The following is a 15,803-nucleotide window of genomic DNA, read 5'->3' as shown; positions in this document are numbered from 1 at the left end:
TCGACCACCGGGCCCGCGCACGGTATAGGTTGCCGCGCATGGCCAACTACTGCGGCAACTGCGGTGCAGCCAACGAGGGCAACGCTTTCTGCTCCTCGTGCGGCCAGGCGCTCGCAGCCGCCGACACCCCCGCGCAGCCCGAACCTCCCGCCTATCCCGCCTCCGAGCCCACGCGCATCGCGTCCTCCCCGATCCAGGCCCAGCCCGCCCAGCCGGCGCCGCCGCAGGGCGACCCGCTGCCCCCGCCCCAGGGTGCGCCGCTGCCCCCGCCGCAGGGTCCGCCGCAGCCGGCGCCGCCGGGCTACGCACCTGCGCAGGCGCAGCAGCCGTACGCGCCGCAGCAGGGCTACCCGGGCCAGGGCCAGCCCCAGGGCTACCCGCCCCAGGGCCAGCCGCAGCAGGGCTACCCGCCCCAGGGCCATCCCCAGCAGGGCTACCCGCCGCAGGGCTATCCCGCGCAGCCGAAGGTCAACCCGTTCGTCGGCTGGCCGATCTACGACTACGTCCGCGACGCCGCGGCCGCCGTCGCGCTGTTCTGCACCTTCGGCATGCCGTGGCGCCTCGACGACCAGGGCGACAACAAGGCCGGCAACACGTGGTGGGTCATCATCGCGATCCTCCTGGCCGTCGTCTCGCTCGCCGTGCCCTACCTGGCGAAGGCACGCGTCGTGTCGTCGTGGGGCCCCCAGCACTACCGGCTGGTCAAGCTCGGTCTCAACGCCCCCCTTGTGATCAGCGTGCTGGTCGGCGTCCTCATGGAGCTCGTGCACCTCGGCGACGACTTCGAGGGCGGGCTCGGCAGCGGCATCGGCATGGCGCTCGCCGGCGTCGCGCTCGCCGTCCAGCCGCGGCAGGCCGAGGAGGATCCGGGTCACGCCGACGACCGTCTGTGGAACAAGGTCGCCACGGTGGTCTACGCCTCGGCGGTCGGGCTGACCGCGCTGCTGTTCGTCACCTGGTTGTTGCACGGCGTGATCGACGTCGACTCGTTCTTCGACCCCGTGCTGCAGTTCCTGACCGCGGTCGTGGCGTTCCTGCTCGTCCCCGCCGCACTGGTCGGCTACCCGGTCTACATGCTGCTCATCGGCTCGAAGATCGACGCCTGGCGCCGGGCGCTCGCGACCGTCGGCTTCAGCGTGGTCGTCATCGCCCTCTTCGCGCTGGCCTCCGACCGTGCCGGGCTGTTCTTCTGGCCCGACTTCGACAAGTGGAACGGTGCCCTCGCCCTCGGTGTCGGCGGCCTGCCCGGCGGCAGCTCGCTGCTCGTCGGCGCCGCGGCAGGCTTCGCCATCAGCCGCTCGCAGCAGCGGGCGACGGCCGGCCCCGACCAGGTCGGGTCGTGGACCCAGACCGTGGCGGCCGCACTGCAGCTCTCCGCCGCCGGCTCGGGTCTGGTCGCGCTCGCGATCCTGCTGATGATGATCGACGACGAGGTCGGCGCGGGACCGATCATCGTGATCGTCCTGCTCCTGGCGGCCGCCGGCGGTGCGGGCTTCGGCCTCACGCTGCTCTCCGACGTCCGCAAGAATCGGATGATCCTGCTCGGCGTCCTCGCCGGCATCGCGGTCATCGGCATCGTCGCGCTCGCGGTCAACAACTCCGACGACACCGGGTTCTACGTGCTCCTCAACAACGGCTACGCCGTCGCGGCCTGGCTCGCGCTGCCCGGACTCGCGGCCTACGCGCTCACCGTGCCGCCGGAGGTGCGCACCGCCCTCGGGCCCCTCGTCCAGAGCGGGCAGCAGAACGGCTACCCGCAGCAGGGGTACCCGCAACAGGGCTACCCGCAACAGGGCTACCCCCAGCAGGGCTACCCGCAGCAGCCTCCCCACCAGGGCGGCTACCCCCAGCAACCCCCGCAGCAGGGCGGCTACCCGCCGCAGCAGCCCCCGCCGTCCGGACCGCCGATGCCGCCGCCCGGCGGCTGGGGTCCGCCCTCCTGACCTGCGTCACCCGACCCGTTCGGCCCCGTCTGGCTCGCGCCAGGCGGGGCCGAGCTAATTACAGGTCTGTAGTTAGTCGTGACGGGTGTTACCCGTGTGACTACTGAGGTTAGAGTCAGCGCCGACGACGGACCGACACCTCTTCCCCCTGGAGCTCCGCCATGCCCTCCGGCCTTCCCCATCCCGGCCTGCCCCCGCGCGCTCGACGGCGCTTCCTCCCCCTGACCCGCGCGGTGACGCGGACCGCCCTCGTCGGCGCAGCCGCGCTCGCGCTCGTCGCGACGACGACGTCGGCCGGCACGTCACCGGTCACGGCCACCACGTCCGCCGCACCCACGACGTCGGCACCCGCCACGGCGCTCACGGCCCAGCAGACCGCCGCCCGCAAGGCCTCCGCCCTGCCGCCGACGCCGGGCGACTTCGTCGGCTACGGCTTCGACCAGTGCCTGGCGCCGACGCAGAAGGCCATGGACACCTGGCTCAACCACTCGCCGTTCCTGGCCGTCGGCATCTACATCTCGGGCAACTCGCGGGCCTGCCGCAGCCAGCCGAACCTCACGCCGGCGTGGGTCCTCAACCAGCTCACCAAGGGCTGGAAGCTGCTCCCGATCACGCTCGGCCCGCAGGCCTCCTGCCAGCCCCGCTTCCCCCGCTACAGCGACGACCCGAAGATCATCCCCACCCGCGGTGCCAAGGCGCTGTACCCCCAGGCGCGTGAGCAGGGTCGTGCGTCGGGCGCCCAGTCGGTCGTCGACGCCCGCCGTCTCGGCATTCCCGAGGGCAGCACGCTGTGGTACGACCTCGAAGGGTTCGACCACACCAACCGCGACTGTCGAGAGTCGGCCCTCGCGTTCCTGACCACGTGGAACCTCACGGTCGAGCAGGCCGGGTTCGCCACCGGCGTCTACTCCAGCGCCGGGTCCGGCATCAAGGCGATGGACGACGTCCGCCGCACCCGGCCCACGGCCTACACGCTGCCCGAGAACATCTGGCTCGCCCGCTGGGACGGCGTCGCCAACACGCGCACGTCGTACATCGGCGACGCCGGCTGGAACCCGAACCGACGCATCAAGCAGTACCGCGGCGGCCACGTCGAGACGCACGGCGGCGTCAGCATCAACATCGACTCCAACTGGCTCGAGCAGGGCCGCGGCGCCATCGCGCCCGCCGAGCGCATCTGCGGCACCACCAAGCTCGACTTCGCCACCTACGGGCCGCTGCGTCCCAAGACCGCGACCTACACGCCGCCGGCCGACCGCGTGCGGGCCCTGAAGTGCTTGCTCAAGCAGCAGGGTCTCTACACCGGCCCGGTCGACCACAACTACGGCCCTGCCGTGGTGAAGGCCGTGCGCGCCTGGAAGACCGCCCGCCAGCAGTCGGTCGGCGACTGGTGGTACCGCAAGAACTGGATCTCGCTGCTGTCGTTCGGCTCGCGCCCGATCGTCAAGGTCGGCTCGTCGGGCGTCTACGGCACCTGGGTGCGGCGCGTGCAGCGGGCGCTGAACGCCGCCGACCTCGGCGTCAAGGTCGCCGTCGACGGCACCTTCGACGGCTCCGTGACCACGGCGGTCAAGCGGTACCAGGCCCGCATCGGGCGACCGCAGACCGGCGTCGTCGACGGCTGGACCTGGGCCGCTCTCCAGGCCGGACGGCGCTGACGCCCGTCGTCGCGAGGGCGGGACGGGCCGGGCTCAGGAGCCGACGGGCGGGCCCACGACGAGCGCGACGACGGTGAGCACGGCGACGGCGGCGACGGCCGTGACGAGCCCACGCACGGGGTTGCGCAGCAGCCAGCCGACGGGGCGGTCGACGGCCGAGGCGGGCTGGTCGACGGTGAGGCGCCAGGCGCCGAACGCGCCGCGCTTCTCCATCTGCAGGTCGAAGACGACGGTGACGAACGGCGGGATCGCCGAGAGCAGGCCGAGCAGCGTGCGGCCCGGCGTCCAGCGCTGGTCGACGGCGACGACGACGGTGGTCACGCAGAAGGCGATGAACACGACGCCGTGCACCATGCCGCCGATGCTCACCATGACGTCGGTGGTCTCGGTGACGTACTTGAGGAACATCCCGACCAGCAGGAGCGCCCAGGTGATCGCCTCGGCGACCGCGACCCGGCGGAACAGCGCCTGGGGGGTCACGCGAAGGCGCCCACGGCGAGCGAGGTGAAGAAGCCGAGGCCGTCGGTGCCGGCGCCGGTGAGGTCCTCGACGGCGTGCTCGGGGTGCGGCATGAGGCCGACGACGTTGCCGCGCTCGTTGGTGACGCCGGCGATGTCGCGCAGCGAGCCGTTGGGGTTGTCGCCGAGGTAGCGCGCGACGACCTGGCCCTCACCCTCGAGGCGGTCGAGGGTGTCGGCGTCGGCGACGAAGCCGCCCTCGCCGTTCTTGAGCACGATCGTCACCTCCTGCCCCTCGGTGTAGGACGACGTCCAGGGGGTCGTGGCGTTCTCGATGCGCAGGCGCTGGTCGCGGCAGACGAACGTGCGGTGGTCGTTGCGGATGAGGGCGCCGGGCAGCAGGTGCGACTCGCACAGGATCTGGAAGCCGTTGCAGATGCCGAGCACAGGCATGCCCTTGCCGGCGGCCTCGATCACCTCGGTCATGACCGGCGCGAAGCGCGAGATGGCGCCGCAGCGCAGGTAGTCGCCGTAGGAGAACCCGCCGGGCAGCACGACCGCGTCGACGCCCTGCAGGTCGTGGTCGCCGTGCCAGAGCGCGACGGCCTCGTGGCCGCCGATGCGGACGGCGCGCTGCGCGTCGACGTCGTCGAGCGAGCCGGGGAAGGTGACGACGCCGACCTTCACGAGCCCGAGACCCCGGTGGGCTCGACGTGCACCGAGAAGTCCTCGATGACCGGGTTCGACAGCAGCTTCTCGGCCATGTCGCGCACCTGCGCGAGCACCTCCTCGGTCACCTCGCCGGCGACCTCGAGCTCGAAGCGCTTGCCCTGGCGGACGTCGGTGACGCCGCTGAACCCCAGACGGGGCAGCGCGCCGAGCACCGCCTTCCCCTGGGGGTCGAGGATCTCGGGCTTGGGCATCACGTCGACGACGACCTTGGGCACGGGGGGAGTCTATTCGTCGTCGATGTCGGAGACGGCGTCAGGTGCGGTGACGTCGACCACCGCGCTGTCGCCGAAGGGCGATCCGGCCACCTCGTCGCCGCTCGCCCCGGCCTGCACGGCCATGGCCAGCACCGCCGCCGAGGCCGACAGGCCCGCCGTCATGAACACCCGCCGTCTCGTCACGCGTTCGAGGATGCCCGGCGCACCCAAGTGCACCTGGGCGGGTGTGGACCCGAGCGGCACAATGGGGTCATGAGCAACCTGTCGTCCTCGGCGGGGCGGACCCAGCGCCCCGGCCTCAACCCGATGCGCCTCGAGTTCCCGCAGTCGCTGGCCGTCTACGACGACTACGCCCAGGCGCAGAAGACCGTCGACTTCCTCTCCGACGAGGAGTTCCCGGTCGAGAACTGCATGATCGTCGGCACCGACCTCAAGCGCATCGAGCGCATCACCGGCCGGCTCACCACAGGCCGGGTGGCCGCCGGCGCGGCGGCGTCCGGCGCCTGGTTCGGCTTGTTCATCGGCGTGATCTTCTCGCTGTTCACCGACGAGAACGCGCTGGTCACCATCGTCTCGTCGGCCCTGTTCGGCGTCGCGTTCTTCGTCGTCTGGGCGCTGCTCGGCTACGCGATGACGCGGGGCCAGCGCGACTTCCAGTCGGTCACCCAGGTCGTCGCCACCCGCTACGAGGTGCTGGTCGAGCACAAGGTCGCCGGCCAGGCCCGCGAGCTGCTCACCCGGCTGCCCGGAGCGCTGCCCAACCCGTTCGACTGAGCCCACCGGCCCACTGCGATAGTCGTGGACCTTCAGCACGGCGTGCAGAAGGTCCACGACTATCGCACCGCGGCGGGGCGCACGGTCGAGAACGCGAGCGCGACGGCGCCCAGCACCGTGGCGACCACGACGAGGGCCGCGCCCCAGCCGACCGCGAAGGCCGAGACCCGGCCGAGCACGAAGACCAGCGTCAGGCCGACGCCGGCACCGACGAGCCAGAGCACGACCCGCAGCGCCAGCGCACCCGGGCCGCGCAGCGGCGCGATGCCGAGCAGCACGAGCGCCGACGCCGGCAGCACGAGCACGAGGTAGCCGGCCACCGGCGGGACGCCGAGCACCCCGGTGCGCACCAGCTCGCCGACCGCCAGCGGGCTCGTCGACGCGGGCACGCCGGCGCGGAACCACGGCACCGACACGGCCACGACCCAGGCCACGGCGGCCAGGGCCCACAGCGCCACCGCGGTCAGCTCGCGTGAGCGTCGTCGTCTCACCCGGCGCTCCCCAGCAGATCGTCGGCCGAGGCCTCGAGGCTGACGTACCAGCGGCCGTCGTGCTCGACGGCCACCAGCGAGGGACGCTCGAGCGGGACGCCGCCGGCCAGCCACCCCTCGGCCAGCGGCATCGTGTACGACGCGCGGCCGATCCCGGCGACGTCGCCCGGCAGCCGCTCGGGGTCGACCCGCACCGCGAGGTCACCGGCCTCGACGTGCACCCGGGTGCCGAGCGGGGTCTCCTCGCCGGGCGTCGTCCTCAGGCCGTCGAGGTCAAGGTCGAGCGCGGCGAGCGTGGCCACCGCGGAGGTGTCGACGTCGCCGCCCAGCTGGGCCTCGGCGGCGAGCAGCACGGCCGTGACGTCGAGCGACGGCACCTCGCCGAGACGCAGCAGCCCGCCGCTCAGCCGGTCGTAGGCCGCCTCGGCGCGCGCCGGGTCGTCGGTCTCGTCGGGGTCGATCGCGCCGACGATCGCGACCGGGTCGAGGTCGGCGACGCCGTTCAGCAGCTGCTCGACGGCGGCCTCGGGCGACGCGGCCCCCGTCGGCGACGGCGCCAGCAGCGGCACCACGACCGGCAGTGCGAGCAGCGCCGCGGCCACCCACGCCCCGACCTTGAGCGACGTGCGGCCGCGCCCGCCCCAGAGCCCGTCGTCGGACGGGCCGGCCGGCGGCTCGTCGCGCGACGGCGGCAGCGCGGCCGGGACGGCGTAGTCCGGGCGCTGAGGCACGGGCTCGGTCATGGCGCCAGGCTACGAGCGGCCACCACGCTGGACGACGGAGATCCCGAGCGCCAGCCCGATGCCGGCCACCACCGGGCCGACGATCGACCAGGTGGTCGACCCGGTCATCGAGCTGCCCTCGAGGTAGCCGAGGCCCTGCGCCGTCCAGATGACGCCGACGGCGACGAGCAGGACGGCGAGCACCAGCAGCAACGTCTTGAGCACGCCCACGCGGTCAGCTCAGCTCGCGCTTGAGGATCTTGCCGGTCGCGGTCATGGGCAGCTCGTCGACGAACTCGACGATGCGCGGGTACTTGTAGGCCGCCATCTGCTCCTTGCCCCAGGCGACGAGCTCCTCCTCGGTCACGGTGGCGCCCTTCTCGCGGATGACGACGGCCTTGATCTCCTCGCCGTGGCTCTCGTGCGGGACGCCGATGACGGCGGCCAGCGAGACGCCCTCGTGGGTGAGCAGGACCTCCTCGATCTCGCGCGGGTACACGTTGAAGCCGCCGCGGATGATCATGTCCTTCGACCGGTCGACGATGTAGTACCAGCCGTCGTCGTCGCGACGGCCGAGGTCGCCGGAGCGGAACCAGCCGTCCTGGATGGCGTCGGCGGTGGCGTCGGGGCGGCCGTAGTAGCCCTTCATGACGTTGTGGCCCTTGATGGCGATCTCGCCCACGGCGTCGCCCTCGGACACCTCGTCCCAGCTCTCGGGCTGCAGCAGCTTCATCTCGACGCCGGGCACGGGGGTGCCGATGGAGCCGACGCGGATCGACTCGCCGAGGCGCGAGAACGACGCGACCGGGCTCGTCTCGGACAGCCCGTAGCCCTCGAGGATGGCGACACCGAAGCGCTTCTCGAAGTCCTTGTGCACCTCCACCGGCAGGGCCGACCCGCCGGCGACGGCGACCCGCACCTTCTCGGTGATCCGGGCGACGTCGACGCCGGAGTCGTCGAGGGCGTTGAGCAGGCCCCAGTACATCGTCGGGACGCCGGCGAAGAACGTGACGCCCTCCCGGTCCATGGCCTGCAGCGCCGGGGCGGCCTCGAAGCGCGGCAGCATGACGACCGTGCCGCCGTAGGCGAACCCACCGTTCTGGACGACGGTCTGTCCGAAGGAGTGGAACAGCGGCAGCACGCACAGCAGCGTGTCGGGGTTGTCGATGCTCGCCCCGAAGAGCTCCTCACCGAGGAGGGCGTTGTCGCGCATGTTGCGGTGCCGCAGCTCGGCACCCTTGGGCTGACCGGTGGTGCCCGAGGTGTAGAGGATGACCGCGGTGTCGTCCTCGTCGGTGGTGACGGTGTCGAACGTCGGCTCCTGCCCGGCGAGCGCCTGGAACAGCGCCTCGGTGCCCTCGATCGGGCTCGCCGCCGCGGGGTCGGCGGTGATCACGAAGAAGTGCTCGCAGCCCTCGGCGGCCTCGAAGCCGGCGTGGCCTTCGGCGCCGATCGGCAGCTCGGGCGTGCCCTGGAAGCAGAAGTAGGCCTTTGCGTCGGAGTCGCCGAGGTGGTAGGCCACCTCGCGACCCTTGAGCAGCACGTTGAGCGGGACGACGGTCGCGCCGGCCTTGAGGATGCCGAAGTAGACCATCGTGAAGTAGGGCAGGTTGGGGCAGCTGAGCGCGACCTTGTCGCCGCGCTCGATGCCGCGCGAGACCAGCAGCCCGGCGACCATGTTCGAGACGGCGTCCACCTCGGCGTAGCTGAGGCGGCGGTCGCCGAAGACGATCGCGGTACGGTCGGGGTGGGCGGCAGCGGTGTCCTCGAGCAGGCTCGCGAGGTTGTAGTCGGTCACGCGGGTCAACCTACGCGCCGGTAGGTGACGGCCGCCACGCCTGTTCCGAGACCGTCCGCGTGCTGGTCCGCATCGAGCGATCGCGCTGACAGGACCACCGGCAGGCTCAGCCCCGCGCGAGGATCGCGGCCGCCCGCTTCAGGTCGGAGCGCACCGCGGCGGGCGCGACCCGGTTGCCGACGAGCCCGAAGGGACGCGCGAGGCCCGAGCCGGCGAGGTGGAGCGCGATGCCGACGTCGCAGCCCGCACCGACCGGCGTGAAGGTCAAGGTGAGCTGGGCCCGGAAGCCGCGCCAGGTGCCGCGCTCGGACCACCGGTGCGGGCGGTCGGCGTCGGTGAGCTCCATGCGTGGGCGCATGCCGACGACGGTGACGTCGGTCCAGGTCTGGCCGACGACGCCGTCAGGCCCCTCGACGTCGGCGACCGACCTCAGGCTCGACTGCCAGGCGGGCCGGTTGGCCGGGTCGATCAGGTAGTCGTAGGCGTCGTCGCACGACACCTCGAAGCGCACGGGCCGGACCATGGCTCTCAGTATGGGACCGGCAGCGCTACCAGCGCTCACCCGTCAGCAGCTCATAGGCCTCGACGTAACGGGCGCGGGTGCGCTCGATGACCTCGGTCGGCAGCGGCGGCGGCGCCTCACCGGACGTCTTGTCCCAGCCGGACTCGGGCGAGAGGGCCCAGTTGCGCACGATCTGCTTGTCGTAGGAGGCCTGCGGGCGGCCCGGCGTCCAGTCGTCGGCCGGCCAGAAGCGCGACGAGTCGGGGGTGAGCACCTCGTCGCCGAGGACGACGGCGCCCGGCGCGTCGGAACCCTCGCCACGGACGCCGAGCTCGAGCTTGGTGTCGGCCAGGATGATGCCGCGCTCACGCGCGATCGACTCGGCGCGACGGTAGACCTGCAGGGTGAGGTCGCGCAGCGTGGCCGCGGCGTCGGGGCCGATCGTGGCCTCGACGGCGGCGTAGGAGACGTTCTCGTCGTGGTCGCCGAGGTCGGCCTTCGTGGCCGGCGTGAAGATCGGCTCGGGCAGCCGGCTGCCGTCGACCAGCCCGCCCGGCAACGCGATGCCGCACACCTCGCCGGACGCCTGGTAGTCGAGGAGACCCGAGCCGGTGAGGTAGCCGCGGGCGACGCACTCGACCGGGTACATGTCGAGCCGCTCGCAGACGACGGCGCGACCGGCCACCGAGGCCGGCACGTCGGTGGAGACGACGTGTCCCGGCACGAGGTCGGCGAGCTGGTCGAACCACCACAGCGACATCCGCGTGAGGATCTCGCCCTTGTCCGGGATGGTGGAGTCGAGCACGAAGTCGAAGATCGAGATCCGGTCGCTGGCCACCATGAGCAGGTGTCCCCGGTGCGGTCCGGTGGTCAGCTCGTAGAGGTCGCGCACCTTGCCGGAGTGGAGGTGGGTGGCCCCCTCGATCGCGGGCGCCTCGGGGATGTTGAGCACGCACGCATCGTAGTGGTGAGGCCTGGACCGGCTTTCCTGCCTTTGTCACCTGATCTAATCTTGTTACATGGCGCGCGTCCCGGGACCGGACTTCCTCATCGTCGGCGCGCCCAAGGCCGGCACCACCGCGCTGCACACCGCGCTCACCCAGCACCCCGACGCGTTCCTGACCCGCCCCAAGGAGCCGAAGTACTGGCTGTGCGACGACGCCCCTCCCCCGCACTGGAACGGACCGGGCGACCGGCACTCGCAGCAGGAGTGGCTCTGGCGCTCGCGCGACTACGCCCGCCTGTTCGACGGCGCCCGCGACGACCAGGTGCGCGGCGAGAGCACGCCCTTCTACCTGTGGAGCCGTGGCGCCCACCGCCGCATCGGCGCCGCCCTGCCCGACGTCCGACTCATCGCCGTCGTCCGCGACCCGGTCGACCGCGCCTACAGCAACTGGATGCACCTGTGGTCCGACGGCCTCGAGCCCGAGGCCGACTTCCGCCGCGCGTTCGACCTCGAGGACCAGCGGGTGGAGCGTGGCTACGCGCCGTTCTGGCGCTACCGGGAGCTCGGCCGCTACGGCGAGCAGCTGCAGCACCTCTTCGAGCACGTGCCGCGCGAGCGGGTGCTGGTGATGCGCTACCGCGCCCTCGTCGACGAGCCCGCGGTCGCCGTCGACACCGCCTGCCGCTTCCTCGGCATCCGCGAGGGCCTGGTCGACGCGATCCCCCGCGACAACGCGCGCTCCTACGTCGAGCCCGGCTGGCGCACCCGCACCCTGGGCCCGGTCGTGCGCGCCGGCGCCGCCGCCGCCCAGTTCGTGCCGCCGCACCTGTGGCGCCGCGCCTCGGCGCCGCTCGTCGCCCGGCTCAGCGGCCGCGACACCCACCGCCCGCGCCTGGCCGAGGAGCAGCGCGCCGAGCTGATCCGGGAGTACGCCGACGACATCGGCCTGCTCTCCCGGCTCACCGGGGAGAGCTTCCACGACTGGCTGTCACCGGTCTCGCGCGGCTCGTTCGACGAGCGGGCGAAGAAGTCCTGACGTCGTCGCCGGCCCGAGCCGTGGTCGTTTCCGCGCGATCGCTCGATGAGGACCACGGCCACCGGCCGGACCGACGTCAGCGGACGACGGTGACCAGGTCGTGCGCACCGTCGGGGCGGGCGGCCTCGACGTAGTAGCGCACGCGCCCGTCGGGCAGCGGGACGGCGGCGGCGTAGCGCCAGGCGCCGTCGGAGTCGGGTGAGGAGATCGGGCCGACGGCGGCGTCGGCGACGAAGCGGTCGCCGTCCCAGACCGCGAGGCCCGTGGTCTCGTGCCAGTTGGACGCCGCGTCGGGGCGGCCGTCGTACAGCGCCCGGAGCGGCTGGCCGTCGACCGCCGGCAGGACGGCGGTGACCCTCGCACCTCGCTCGTCCCAGGCGCCGGGGCGGCCGGCGAGCACCTCGCCGCGGTCGGTCCAGACGAGGCCGTCGGACGAGGTGAGGTGCCGCGTCGTCATCCGGTCCTCGTGACCGGGGTCGGCGAGCGGGTGGCAGCACAGCCACATGTCCCAGCCGTCGAGGCGCGCCGGGTCGTGGGTGATCACGGGGTCCTTGACCGCGACGCCGTCGGCGCCGGCGTCGCCCGGCAGCACGACCCGGCGCTCGCCCGCAGGCAGGTCGGCCGGGGTGGCCGCGGTCAGGCTGTCGACCCACCAGTGCTTGGAGTCGTAGGTGGCGCACGACAGGTACAGGCGCCAGCCGACGCCGGGCACCGGCACCAGCACGGGTCGCTCGAACGACTCGCAGCCGAACGCGTCGCGGTGCACCTCGGCGACCGGGGTGAAGCGCACGCCGTCGGGCGAGGAGGCCACCACGACGGTGACCCCGCGGCCCTCGGTGAGCGGACGACGCGTGCGCCAGGTCAGCCAGAACGTGCGGTCGACCAGCACCGCGCTCGCGGCGCCGGACCAGTTGCCGGGGCCCGGTCCCGGTGCGGGCACGACGACCTCGGCGTCGTGGGGCGTCGGGAGGGCGAGCTCGTCGAGCGTGGGCATGCGCCCATGTTAGTCGAGTTGTCGAGTCGACAATTCATGCCGCTCAACAACCACCGCAGCTGTAGAAGGTGACGTCCCAGTGGTTGCCCTCGTCGGCGTACTCGTTGCCGGACGCCGACCGGTAGAGCCGGGCGCCGTCGCTGCGCACGCCGATGTAGGTGTAGGTGCCGGTGACCCAGCCGGTCAGGCAGCTCGACCGGGTGAAGTCGAGCTTGTAGCCGTTGGTGTGGCTGTAGGTGCCGCCGGCGTGCCCGACCTCGGTGCCGCCGGTGATGTTGAGGGCGCACCCGCTCGCGCTCCGGAGCGTGCGGGCGCCGTCGACGGAGGTCTGGCGCAGGCCCGAGAACGAGGTGCAGGTCGGGTTGCTCTGGGTCGTGCAGCCCCCGGACGACGACCACGTGATGCCGGCCGCGCGGAAGGCCGACTCGGCCTCGGCCTGGGTGACGGCGGACGCCGTCCCGGCGGTGGCGACGAGCGTGCCGAGGCCCAGCAGCAGGGCTCCGAGGAACGTGGCGATGCGGGTGTGGGTGCGCATGCCTCCACGCTCACACGGGTGGGCGGCGACGGCATCGGGGAAGACCCTCGCGTCGGGCGCGAGCAGCGCGGGTGGCACGCTTTGCGGCATGCCGCAGTCCGCAGAAGAGGTCCACGCACGCATCTCCGGCGCGGTCGGCCCCGACGGCCGGCTGCCCCTCCCACCGTCGGCCGGCTGGGCCAACTTCCCGTGGGAGGTCGCCGACGGCGCGATCGTGCCCAAGCAGCTGCCGCCGCCGGCCGACGACCCGGGCCGCTTCGGCGAGATCCCCGAGAAGCCGTGCGAGGCGTGCGCCGGGTTCGACCCCGCCGTCATCGCGTGGGAGGACGACACCTGGGTGCTCACCCACCCCGGCCGCCCGACCGGGTCGCCGGTGGCTCTCGTGCTGCACCCGCGCGAGCACGTCGACATGGGCAACCTCGACGACGAGCTCGCCTCGCAGCTGGGCCGCATCAGCAACCGGCTGGTCCGGATCATCGAGAACCTGCCCCACATCGGACGCGTGCACGTCAGCCGCTCCGGCGACGGCGGCTCGCACCTGCGCCAGCGGTTCTACGCCCGCACCGCCCGCCTGACCGGCGTCCACGGCTCGCAGGCCGTCGAGTGGGACGACATCATCCCGCCCGGCCCCGTCGACGTGTGGCGCGCCGACCTGCACACGATCGCCACCAAGCTCGCCAACTGGGGTGGCGACGCACGCGCCTGAGTCAGCGCGTCACGAACCCGGTCGAGCCCTCGACCGCCGCCTCCTGCACCTCGACCCGCTCGACCGACGCCGCCGGCGAGCCCTTGCGGCACCACGCGACCCAGGCGTCGACGGCGTCGGGATCGCCCTCGGCGTGACCGCGCACGGTCCCGTCGGGCTCGTTGCGCACCCAGCCGGCCAGCCCCAGCCGGCGACCCTCCTGCTCGGCGTACCAGCGGAACGAGACGCCCTGCACGACCCCGCTCACCACGACCTCGACTGCTCGGCTCATGGTCACCACCCTGTCGAGCGGTGCTGCGCGGTGTCCACGTCGGTCAGGGTGGTGCGGTGACCGACGACGCCCCCGACCCCCGCCGCTGGCGCATCCTGTCGGTCTCGCTGGTCGTCGGGTTCATGTCCCTGCTCGACGTCACGATCGTCAACGTGGCGATCCCGTCGATGCAGGAGGGTCTCGACACGAGCGCCTCGACGATCCAGTGGGTCGTCTCGGGCTACGCGCTCGCCTTCGGGCTCACGCTGGTCGCGGGCGGCCGGCTGGGCGACGCCTACGGACGCAAGCGGCTGATGGTGATCGGGCTGGTGCTGTTCACCGCCTCGAGCGCCGCGGTGGGCCTGGCGCCGTCGGCCGAGCTGGTGATCGTGGCCCGCCTCGCCCAGGGCGCCTCGGCCGGGCTGCTCACCCCGCAGAACTCCGGGCTGATCCAGGTGCTGTTCCGCGGCGCCGAGCGCGGGCGCGCCTTCGGACTGTTCGGGCTGACCGTCTCGATCGCCTCGGCGACCGGTCCGGTCCTCGGCGGGGCGATCATCGCCGTCGCCGGCGAGGACGACGGCTGGCGCTGGCTGTTCCTGGTCAACGTGCCGATCGGGGTGGTGGCCCTGGTCGGCGTGCTGCGGCTGGTGCCCGGTCGTGTCGACGACGCCGACCCCGGCGACCGGCGCATCGACGTCGTCGGCGCCACGCTGCTCGGGGCTGCCGTGCTGTGCCTGCTCTACCCGATCGTCTCGCTCGAGGCCGGGCAGCGGTGGCCGCTGGTGCTGCTGCTCGGAGTGCCGGCCTTCGCCGTCGCCTTCGTGCGGTGGGAGCACCGGCTCACCCGCCGCGGGCACGCGCCCCTGCTCGACGTCGGCCTGCTGCGCCGCACGGCCGGCTTCGCCGGCGGGCTGTCGGTCGGCGCGCTCTACTTCACCGGGTTCACCGGCATCCTGCTGGTCTTCTCGGTGTGGCTGCAGGACGACCGAGGCTTCTCGCCGCTGCACGCCGGGCTGCTCATCACGCCCTTCGCGCTGGGCTCGGCCATCTCGTCCCCGCTCGCCGGTCGCGTCGTCACCACGGTCGGACGACGCCTCACCGTCGGCGCTCTCGTGACGATGGGCACCGGCGTCCTGCTGCTGGCGCTGCTGGTGCCCGGGGCCGCCGACGGCGACCTGTGGTGGGCGCTGCTGCCGGCGCTGTTCCTGGCCGGGCTCGGCGGCGGCGCGGTCGTCTCGCCGAACCTGACCCTCACCCTGGCCGAGGTGCCGCCGCGCATGGGCGGCGCGGCCGGTGGCGCCGTCCAGACCGGGCAGCGCATCGGCTCGGCCCTCGGCGCCGCGCTGCTGGTCACGGTCTTCCAGCTCGCCGGGCTGCGGGCCTCGCTGCTCACCGCGATCGCGGTGCTCTCGCTGGCGCTGCTCGTCGCGATCAGGACGGCGACGACGTCCGCCACGGCGCCGGCCGACCACTCAGCCACCACTGCAGCCGACGCGTGATCCACGGCAGGAACACGTAGGTCATCAGCGGCGTCATCACCAGCACGGTGATCAGCACCCGCGCCGGCAGCCAGACGTCGGCGAGCCACTCGCGCGCGGCGTAGTTGACCAGCACGCTCAGCGGGAAGAAGACCAGGAAGATCGTCGTCGCCTGCTTCCACCGCGGCGGCGCCGTCGGCGGCGCGGCACCCGACTCGAGCACCGTCGAGGCCGGGACGTCGAACCAGCCCTCGATGCCGGTGCGCTTCTCCACCCGGGCCTCGACGACGCCGAGGCCGGACGCCGCCGAGCGCCACCACGCGCGTTGCGGGCTGTGCTCCCACGCATCGAGCGAGCCCTGGTCGGCGAAGCGGTAGAGCATGTGCCACTCCTCCGAGTCGGCCTCGGTGCGCACCCACCCGGCGCCGAGGAAGCCGGGGAACTTCTCGGCCAGCGTGATGCCGGCGTTGAGCCAGCTCATCATCTCCGGCTCGTGACCGGTGGCGAGGTGGCGCGTGATCGCGACGGTGACGGGGGCGGTCATGCCCCCATGGTCGCGCAGGCG

Annotated in this window: 20 protein-coding genes; 6 read left to right on the top strand and 14 right to left on the bottom strand. The window is 72.9% G+C overall.

The genetic code is table 11. The annotated features are described in order from the left end of the window. Positions 1-38: 38 nt before the first annotated feature. Together ABFT23_RS04330 and ABFT23_RS04325 are read left to right on the top strand one after the other, a co-directional pair. Positions 39-1,943, top strand: coding sequence for a DUF7937 domain-containing protein (locus tag ABFT23_RS04330; RefSeq protein ID WP_347892853.1), 1,905 nt, complete (start codon positions 39-41; stop codon positions 1,941-1,943). Between the two features lie 233 nt (positions 1,944-2,176). Next, complete coding sequence (locus ABFT23_RS04325; protein ID WP_347892852.1) at positions 2,177-3,601, top strand: glycoside hydrolase domain-containing protein; 1,425 nt, start codon at positions 2,177-2,179, stop codon at positions 3,599-3,601. Between the two features lie 33 nt (positions 3,602-3,634). Here ABFT23_RS04325 and ABFT23_RS04320 read toward each other — a convergent pair whose 3' ends face one another. From ABFT23_RS04320 to ABFT23_RS04305, 4 genes are read right to left on the bottom strand one after another with little or no spacing between them, the layout of a single operon-like run. Beyond that, entirely contained in the window at positions 3,635-4,081 is a 447-nt protein-coding gene (locus ABFT23_RS04320) for a DUF3817 domain-containing protein (RefSeq protein ID WP_347892850.1), read from the bottom strand. Then, entirely contained in the window at positions 4,078-4,746 is a 669-nt protein-coding gene (purQ, locus tag ABFT23_RS04315) for a phosphoribosylformylglycinamidine synthase subunit PurQ (RefSeq protein ID WP_347892849.1), read from the bottom strand. The genes ABFT23_RS04320 and purQ overlap by 4 nt, the downstream gene beginning before the upstream one ends. Further along, the gene (gene purS, locus ABFT23_RS04310; protein ID WP_347892848.1) at positions 4,743-5,006 is read right to left on the bottom strand and encodes a phosphoribosylformylglycinamidine synthase subunit PurS; all 264 of its coding nucleotides are present in this window, start codon (positions 5,004-5,006) and stop codon (positions 4,743-4,745) included. Before purS ends, purQ begins: the two co-directional genes overlap by 4 nt. 9 nt (positions 5,007-5,015) lie before the next feature. Further along, positions 5,016-5,189, bottom strand: coding sequence for a hypothetical protein (locus ABFT23_RS04305; protein WP_347892847.1), 174 nt, complete (start codon positions 5,187-5,189; stop codon positions 5,016-5,018). 69 nt (positions 5,190-5,258) lie between these two features. On the opposite strand from ABFT23_RS04305, the gene ABFT23_RS04300 reads away from it, so the two are divergent. Beyond that, positions 5,259-5,780, top strand: coding sequence for a general stress protein (locus ABFT23_RS04300; protein WP_347892845.1), 522 nt, complete (start codon positions 5,259-5,261; stop codon positions 5,778-5,780). 59 nt (positions 5,781-5,839) lie between these two features. Here the strand turns inward: ABFT23_RS04300 and ABFT23_RS04295 are convergent, their stop codons facing one another. The 6 genes from ABFT23_RS04295 to ABFT23_RS04270 all read right to left on the bottom strand — a co-directional run bounded on the left by ABFT23_RS04295 (position 5,840) and on the right by ABFT23_RS04270 (position 10,236). Beyond that, the gene (locus ABFT23_RS04295) at positions 5,840-6,271 is read right to left on the bottom strand and encodes a hypothetical protein (protein ID WP_347892843.1); all 432 of its coding nucleotides are present in this window, start codon (positions 6,269-6,271) and stop codon (positions 5,840-5,842) included. Next, a complete protein-coding gene (locus ABFT23_RS04290) occupies positions 6,268-7,014 on the bottom strand; it encodes a hypothetical protein (protein WP_347892841.1) in 747 nt (248 codons plus the stop codon). Before ABFT23_RS04290 ends, ABFT23_RS04295 begins: the two co-directional genes overlap by 4 nt. Positions 7,015-7,023: 9 nt before the next feature. Beyond that, positions 7,024-7,224 carry a hypothetical protein gene (locus ABFT23_RS04285; protein ID WP_347892840.1) on the bottom strand — a complete coding sequence of 67 codons (201 nt, stop codon included), beginning with the start codon at positions 7,222-7,224 and terminating at the stop codon, positions 7,024-7,026. Positions 7,225-7,228: 4 nt separating this feature from the next. Beyond that, positions 7,229-8,791 carry a long-chain-fatty-acid--CoA ligase gene (locus ABFT23_RS04280; RefSeq protein ID WP_347892838.1) on the bottom strand — a complete coding sequence of 521 codons (1,563 nt, stop codon included), beginning with the start codon at positions 8,789-8,791 and terminating at the stop codon, positions 7,229-7,231. A gap of 106 nt (positions 8,792-8,897) precedes the next feature. Continuing rightward, positions 8,898-9,314 carry an SRPBCC family protein gene (locus tag ABFT23_RS04275; RefSeq protein WP_347892837.1) on the bottom strand — a complete coding sequence of 139 codons (417 nt, stop codon included), beginning with the start codon at positions 9,312-9,314 and terminating at the stop codon, positions 8,898-8,900. Positions 9,315-9,339: 25 nt separating this feature from the next. Continuing rightward, positions 9,340-10,236 (bottom strand): phosphoribosylaminoimidazolesuccinocarboxamide synthase, encoded by an 897-nt coding sequence (locus ABFT23_RS04270; RefSeq protein WP_457622988.1) that lies wholly within the window; start codon positions 10,234-10,236, stop codon positions 9,340-9,342. A gap of 76 nt (positions 10,237-10,312) precedes the next feature. Here ABFT23_RS04270 and ABFT23_RS04265 point away from each other — a divergent pair, with 76 nt between their 5' ends. Continuing rightward, on the top strand, positions 10,313-11,275 hold the full coding sequence (locus ABFT23_RS04265) for a sulfotransferase family protein (RefSeq protein ID WP_347892834.1): 963 nt from the start codon (positions 10,313-10,315) through the stop codon (positions 11,273-11,275). Positions 11,276-11,351: 76 nt separating this feature from the next. Here ABFT23_RS04265 and ABFT23_RS04260 read toward each other — a convergent pair whose 3' ends face one another. Together ABFT23_RS04260 and ABFT23_RS04255 are read right to left on the bottom strand one after the other, a co-directional pair. Further along, a complete protein-coding gene (locus ABFT23_RS04260; RefSeq protein ID WP_347892832.1) occupies positions 11,352-12,269 on the bottom strand; it encodes a hypothetical protein in 918 nt (305 codons plus the stop codon). Positions 12,270-12,312: 43 nt separating this feature from the next. Next, complete coding sequence (locus ABFT23_RS04255) at positions 12,313-12,804, bottom strand: hypothetical protein (protein WP_347892831.1); 492 nt, start codon at positions 12,802-12,804, stop codon at positions 12,313-12,315. An 88-nt stretch (positions 12,805-12,892) separates the two neighbouring features. On the opposite strand from ABFT23_RS04255, the gene ABFT23_RS04250 reads away from it, so the two are divergent. After that, positions 12,893-13,510, top strand: a complete 618-nt coding sequence (locus ABFT23_RS04250; RefSeq protein ID WP_347892830.1) for a hypothetical protein — start codon at positions 12,893-12,895, stop codon at positions 13,508-13,510. 1 nt (position 13,511) lies between these two features. Here the strand turns inward: ABFT23_RS04250 and ABFT23_RS04245 are convergent, their stop codons facing one another. Continuing rightward, positions 13,512-13,781: an acylphosphatase gene (locus ABFT23_RS04245; RefSeq protein ID WP_347892828.1), complete on the bottom strand. Its 270-nt coding sequence runs from the start codon at positions 13,779-13,781 to the stop codon at positions 13,512-13,514. Between the two features lie 56 nt (positions 13,782-13,837). On the opposite strand from ABFT23_RS04245, the gene ABFT23_RS04240 reads away from it, so the two are divergent. Further along, on the top strand, positions 13,838-15,259 hold the full coding sequence (locus tag ABFT23_RS04240) for an MFS transporter (protein ID WP_347892827.1): 1,422 nt from the start codon (positions 13,838-13,840) through the stop codon (positions 15,257-15,259). On the opposite strand, the gene ABFT23_RS04235 is transcribed toward ABFT23_RS04240, so the two are convergent. Then, positions 15,192-15,782, bottom strand: a complete 591-nt coding sequence (locus ABFT23_RS04235; protein ID WP_347892825.1) for an antibiotic biosynthesis monooxygenase — start codon at positions 15,780-15,782, stop codon at positions 15,192-15,194. The two genes, ABFT23_RS04240 and ABFT23_RS04235, sit on opposite strands and share 68 nt — an antisense overlap. Between the last annotated feature and the right edge of the window lie 21 nt (positions 15,783-15,803).

It is taken from the genome of Nocardioides secundeburneus (assembly GCF_039939255.1).
Taxonomy (GTDB): Bacteria; Actinomycetota; Actinomycetes; order Propionibacteriales; family Nocardioidaceae; genus Nocardioides.
Note: the sequence above shows the minus strand (reverse complement) of the source record. Positions and strands in the feature narration are given on the sequence as shown.

Excerpts from the sequence above, each read along its gene's own strand:
- ABFT23_RS04330 (WP_347892853.1), top strand. The coding sequence starts at position 39 with ATGGCCAACTACTGCGGCAACTGCGGTGCAGCCAACGAGGGCAACGCT.
- ABFT23_RS04300 (WP_347892845.1), top strand. The coding sequence starts at position 5,259 with ATGAGCAACCTGTCGTCCTCGGCGGGGCGGACCCAGCGCCCCGGCCTC.
- ABFT23_RS04290 (WP_347892841.1), bottom strand. The coding sequence starts at position 7,014 with ATGACCGAGCCCGTGCCTCAGCGCCCGGACTACGCCGTCCCGGCCGCG.
- ABFT23_RS04275 (WP_347892837.1), bottom strand. The coding sequence starts at position 9,314 with ATGGTCCGGCCCGTGCGCTTCGAGGTGTCGTGCGACGACGCCTACGAC.
- ABFT23_RS04265 (WP_347892834.1), top strand. The coding sequence starts at position 10,313 with ATGGCGCGCGTCCCGGGACCGGACTTCCTCATCGTCGGCGCGCCCAAG.
- ABFT23_RS04260 (WP_347892832.1), bottom strand. The coding sequence starts at position 12,269 with ATGCCCACGCTCGACGAGCTCGCCCTCCCGACGCCCCACGACGCCGAG.
- ABFT23_RS04255 (WP_347892831.1), bottom strand. The coding sequence starts at position 12,804 with ATGCGCACCCACACCCGCATCGCCACGTTCCTCGGAGCCCTGCTGCTG.
- ABFT23_RS04250 (WP_347892830.1), top strand. The coding sequence starts at position 12,893 with ATGCCGCAGTCCGCAGAAGAGGTCCACGCACGCATCTCCGGCGCGGTC.
- ABFT23_RS04245 (WP_347892828.1), bottom strand. The coding sequence starts at position 13,781 with ATGAGCCGAGCAGTCGAGGTCGTGGTGAGCGGGGTCGTGCAGGGCGTC.
- ABFT23_RS04235 (WP_347892825.1), bottom strand. The coding sequence starts at position 15,782 with ATGACCGCCCCCGTCACCGTCGCGATCACGCGCCACCTCGCCACCGGT.